This window comes from Sporolactobacillus spathodeae (genome assembly GCF_016908935.1).
Taxonomy (GTDB): Bacteria; Bacillota; Bacilli; order Bacillales; family Sporolactobacillaceae; genus Sporolactobacillus; species Sporolactobacillus spathodeae.
In genome coordinates, this window is record NZ_JAFBEV010000044.1 from 1 (window position 1) to 5,511 (window position 5,511).

The following is a 5,511-nucleotide window of genomic DNA, read 5'->3' on the forward strand; positions in this document are numbered from 1 at the left end:
TCGCGGCAGACACCCTTGTCCTCAGCTAACAGTTCCTACTGCCAAGCCTGTAGCGGACTTTCACCGCCTAGCTGTCACCCATGCCGGGCGCACTATGAAAAATCTTAAAAGGAGCCCTCCTTTTAAGATTCATTCATTGACGCATAAATCTATTTTCAACGTTTCTGGACACCTGTTATTTCGTTAAATAGGCGTTTCTGTAATCCAAGCGTGGCCCAGTGCTATAAAAATTCACATGCTTTAATTTAACGTTCTGCAAAAGCGAGCTGCTTTGGAAATAAACAGGGATCACACCATAATCACTCAAAATGATGTTTTGAGCATTTAACGCATCGTACCATCTTTTTTCTGGTTGGTTCGCGTCTTTCACATCGGCTGCTTTCACGGCTTTATCATAGTAACTGTTTTTGTATTTACCCCAGTTATTCCCTGAATCAGAAACAAATAATTTTAATAGACTTGATGCATCAGGATAATCTGCACCCCAAGTAAGCAGTGCCAAATCATAATTACCACTTGTTGCTTTATTGATGAAAACCTGAACCGGATTCACGCTTATATTGACTTTTATTCCTTTTAAGTTATTCTCCACTGCATTCTGATAGTATTCGGTAACCGAGCGCATTCTATCCGAATCAAAGGTTACTAAATTAATTTTTAATGTCTTGATTCCTAACTCAGCTTGCGCTTTTTTCCATAATTTTTTGGCCTGTGCGACATTGGTCGGTAAATGATTACCTGATACCTTCGCAAAATCCTTTTTCGATTGAGCGGAGAAATACAAACCGTCGGGAATGACTCCTGTTGCAGCCTTCGACCCATCGCCAATAATATTTCCTGCCAATTTCTTTCGATCAATAACCAACGAAAGCGCTGCTCGTAGATTTTTATTTTGGTATACTTTCTTGGATAAATTTGGTGTTATGTAAGCCAATGTTGGCGCATCTTTGGAAATAAATCCAGGGTCGGAAGCTTCTTGCTGCGCATATTCTCCCGATATGGCTACTTGATCCAATTTTCCTTGTTTATATAGATTAATAGCCGTATTCGTTTCTTTGATAACTTGAACATTGACTCTTTCCAGTTTTACTGATTGCTTAGCCCAGTAAGTTTTATTCTTTTCATAGGTCCAATCTCCACCAATACCCGGTCCTTTGAAATTTGCGAGAACAAAGGGGCCATTATAGATTGCATTATCGCTGTTTGAGGCAAATTTATTTCCCTTTGCTTGAACATATTTTTCATCCAACGGATAGTACACAGGATTAGCCAGAATGGATGCAAAATAAGGCGTCGCGTTATTCAACTGAATTTGGAGCGTATAATCGTCAAGCGCCTTGACACCTAAAGTAGCAGCATCCTTCTTTTTTGCAATAATTGCGTCAGCATTCTTTATAAAGGTGTAGAAGGTTTCATTCTCCGCCGCATTTTTTGAGGTAATCGCTCGTTTCCAAGCGAAGATGTAGTCTTTAGCTGTGACCTTATCTCCATTTGACCATACCGATTTTTTATTGAGCTTTATGGTATAGGTCTTCCCGTCCTTACTGATATGTGGAATAGCGACGGCTCCTGCTGGAACCGGCTTGTTATTCGCATTCAGACGATAGAGTCCTTCATAAATATTGTTAATCGCTTCCTGGCTATTTGAATCCACTGCATTTGACGGATCAATACTATTTAATTCTTGACTGTCTGCAACGGTAATCTCCTGCTTGACGTTAAGACCAGAATTCTCCGTCCCGCTTTTTTGACCGTTTGCTCCACATCCTGCAATCAGAACAAATACAAGAGCAAGGATAATAAAAGGATACCAATTTTTCTTTTTCATATGCCATTCCCCCTTTAGATTTAATTTCAATCGACAAATCTGATCAAACTTATTAAGAAGATAAAATTAGAAGACTGTTACAACCATATGCAAATTTAATCGTATTTTTATAATGAAAAATAAACGCAAGCTCGAAAAGAAGAGCTTGCGTGGCTTCTTCTCATCTTTTGAACATAAATCATCATGTTCCTGGAATTAACACCATACATATGAAATGCTGGTTGTCGGGTTTCATAGGGCCATTCCCTCCACCACTCTAGATAAGAATTATCATTATATTTAATTTCGATAGGTTTACTTGTAATTATACGCACTCTCGAGTAAAAAGCAATGAAAGCAAAAAAAATTCTATCAATAACCAACTTTCGTAGCCGAGTTGGCGTTATTGATAGAAAAGTACAAAATATGCCAGCATAGGTGTGTCACTGCCGTACAACCGGCTGTTTCAAATCAATGCACGCTTCTTCAATTAAAAAACCAGCCGATTGTGCGCCAATTCTGCCCGATCCGTGTGCTTCAGGAAGCGCAGGCCGGTCAAATAGCCTCCTTTGGTTGGCTTTGACCAGACCGCCTCTGCTTCGCGCCCGTTCATCTTCGTCTCTGCAGAATAAATTAGCAATTTCGCTTTTAACTCAATGGGGAATGAACTCTGAATCTGGCAACCACCGGCGCTCAAATCAACAAGTATGACCTTCCGATCAAGCGAAGTAGTCTCTCCGCTTGCCAATGCCGCCGCTGCCTCATAAGCCGCGCGATCAAGCCGTTGATTCGGAAGGATTGTGACAACAGCTTCCTCGTTGACTTTCCCGCGCACTTCCCCGTGTTGGTGGGGAGTGAGCACGCGGAAGGCTTGCCGTATAAAGCGAAAGCTGATCGCTAAGAAAAGGGGGCGCCCCTTCTCAATTGCGGAACGGCGTGAGCCATTTTCATTGAACGTATAATTGACCAAATCCGTATAGCGTTGCGCAGATAACGCGTCAAACTTCATGGCAAAAGAAACGGTCTCCTTATTCACCGCCACCCAAACACGCCGCCCGGTAATTGGCCCAATGTTCGCTATATGGAGCGTCAGCTGCTCAGATATCGAGGAAAACGAATCCCTCGTCCCTTGCAATCGGGCACCAAATTCATTCAAGTCGTGAATTAGCACCGTATGCGATTCTCCAGATGCAAATTGTAGCTCCGCTTCGCGCTCGATTTTAAAACGCTCGGCGCGGCGGAAACGCGGCTGATTGACGGCGGTCATCACAGATACGATGAGGCCAAGCAAATTGTACAGCGCCCAGAATAGATTGACACTGACCAATTGCCAGTCCACACGATGAAAAACGAGATAATCTACAGCAATTTTACCAAAAGCAAGTAATGTCAAAGCAGCCAAAATCAAATGCGGTAAAACCGTAGCCAATTGGAATTGGCGTTTGCCGGATTGCGCCCCCTTTGGTGTGACTTTGAAGCGTAGTTGTTTTATAAAAAGCAGTTCCATCAATGCCGACAACGCCAGATGCGGCGCCATTGAGGTATCGTAGATATGGCTCCAAATCATACTCCGCTTGCCTTTGGAAACAATTCGAAACGACAGATAGCTGCCAAAGAATGAGGGCAGCCAAAAAGTCAACACGCTGATCAGATTCGTCTGAAGCGAGTAAATGCCGAGCAAGAGAAAAGCGAGTGGCGCCAGAATATAAATTGTCTTGAAAATGCCGAAGAACCAATAAATCAACCCATCCTATACAAAATCCGCTGCATCAGCGACAAGCCAGGCAACGTTAATGGGTTCCATTTTTTGGTACATTGAATATTGCCACGGCACCAGCGATCCCGCTGTTTCAGCATGTCGCCCCACGTTTCCGGCGCTAGCCCCATCGCCAGCACATCCCCAACAAACAAACCTTTATAGCCTTTCGCTTGAATGATCATACCAGTCGCCATATCCTCGGTGATCACGCCTGTTGCAAACCCGCCGATCGCATCAAGCACCGAACGGCGGAAGATGGCGTTGCTGCCAACAAACATCACTGCGTTAAACCGCGCTTTGCCAGCTTGCAACGTCCGCATGAAAAAATCCTGTTCGTTCGGAATGGCATCCGATGAAAAGGTATTGTATTGATACGGATCATCATTATAAAAAGCTTGTGGCGTCTGCACAAACGCGACGTCAGGATTACGAAACAAGCCGATCGTCCGCGTTAGAAAAGCTTTGAGCGGCACCATATCCGCGTCGAATATCGCGATAAATTCGCCTTGAGACTGCGTCAGCGCGTGATTCAAATTGCCTGCTTTCGCATGAACATGCTGATCCCGCGTCACGTAACAAGCGCCAAACATTTGCGCCAATTCAGCGACTTCCGCACGGTCGCCGTCATCACAGACGTAGATTTTGACCCGATCCCGCGGATAATCAATCGACGCGCAGCCAGCAAGCGTCCGTTTCAACACCGAGACGGGTTCATTATATGTCGCAATCATTAAATCAACAGTCGGAATCCGATCCAGTTCCTCAAGCGGCACATGGTGCTCCTTTGCCGGTTTCCAGACAAGTGTATAAAAGACGAGCATTTGCAAGAGACCCGCCCATTCCGTCGCCAATAGAATAACTCCGGCAATCTGATTGACAAGGCCATTGCCAGGCAGCGTCGTTAGTAACCGCCAGAATAAATAGACGATATTCGCCGCGCAGCAGAGAACGATGAGCACCTTTGAAAAGGAATTTTCTTTCCATAAAGAGAGACCATACGCAGCAACAAGAAAAACGAGCATTGTCACCCCATAGATTATGTAAGGGTATCCGATGATTCACGCCTCCAATCTTTTGGAAATCTCCCATAATGCTCACTAAGAGCGCTCAGTTCTTACATAGTTTCATAATAAAATTATAAAACAAAAAATCGGTCAAATCGTCACTTATTTTGTTGAAAAATGACGATTTATGACCATTTTGTGATAGAAATCACTGGCTTTTTCACGCATCTCTTGGTCTAAATCTAGCAACCTTAGCATAGGCTAGTTAATAGAGGTTAATAATGATTTCGATCGAGTCCATCTAGGCGATACATCGGCACCTTTTGAGACCCACCCACCTAATTCATGATCTTCCAAAGCCTTGTGCCAAGCTTATTTATCGATAATGAACAGTATTTTTAATTGGAATATATTCTACTAAGAAGAAAGGTGAATGACCGAAATGAAATTCTTTAAAGGGGTTTTCATCGCTTTTCTACTCGCCATACCATTTTGGCTACTCGTATTGTGGATTGGCTTGCGTTGGATTCGATAGAACTCAAAAACTTTGGTTTAGCCATGCCCTCATTTATTTCATTCCATGACTTTTTATGCTTTTTTACTGGGATCAGAAAAACTTGGCTTAGCCAAGTTTTTTTAACAATTGCGCTTCGGCTGCTCACTTGCCGCGAGCGTATCGATATCTATTCTGCTGATTTCAATCCTACTCTGTCGATGCTTACCCCTACTCTGTCGATGCTGGCCCCTACTCTGTCGATGCCGACCCCTACTCTGTCGATGCTGGCCCCTACTCTGTCGATGCTTACCCCTACTCTGTCGATGCTTACCCCTACTCTGTCGATGCCGACCCCTACTCTGTCGATGCCGACCCCTACTCTGTCGATGCCGACCCCTACTCTGTCGATGCCGACCCCTACTCTGTCGATGCCGACCCCTACTCT

The 5,511-nt window shown here is 44.1% G+C and carries 4 protein-coding genes and 1 riboswitch; all 4 genes read right to left on the minus strand.

Annotated features, from left to right (window positions below; translation table 11 throughout):
• Positions 1-175: 175 nt before the first annotated feature.
• On the minus strand, positions 176-1,828 hold the full coding sequence (locus JOC27_RS13235) for a peptide ABC transporter substrate-binding protein (protein WP_205007750.1): 1,653 nt from the start codon (positions 1,826-1,828) through the stop codon (positions 176-178).
• A gap of 157 nt (positions 1,829-1,985) precedes the next feature.
• Positions 1,986-2,095, minus strand: a riboswitch (SAM riboswitch).
• Between the two features lie 202 nt (positions 2,096-2,297).
• Positions 2,298-3,551: a PilZ domain-containing protein gene (locus JOC27_RS13240; RefSeq protein ID WP_205007751.1), complete on the minus strand. Its 1,254-nt coding sequence runs from the start codon at positions 3,549-3,551 to the stop codon at positions 2,298-2,300.
• On the minus strand, positions 3,548-4,588 hold the full coding sequence (locus JOC27_RS13245; protein WP_205007752.1) for a glycosyltransferase family 2 protein: 1,041 nt from the start codon (positions 4,586-4,588) through the stop codon (positions 3,548-3,550). The genes JOC27_RS13240 and JOC27_RS13245 overlap by 4 nt, the downstream gene beginning before the upstream one ends.
• A 665-nt stretch (positions 4,589-5,253) precedes the next feature.
• Positions 5,254-5,511, minus strand: a 258-nt coding sequence (locus JOC27_RS13250; RefSeq protein WP_205007753.1) for a hypothetical protein, incomplete at its 5' end; no start/stop codon positions are given.

Excerpts from the sequence above, each read along its gene's own strand:
- JOC27_RS13235 (WP_205007750.1), bottom strand. The coding sequence starts at position 1,828 with ATGAAAAAGAAAAATTGGTATCCTTTTATTATCCTTGCTCTTGTATTT.
- JOC27_RS13245 (WP_205007752.1), bottom strand. The coding sequence starts at position 4,588 with ATGCTCGTTTTTCTTGTTGCTGCGTATGGTCTCTCTTTATGGAAAGAA.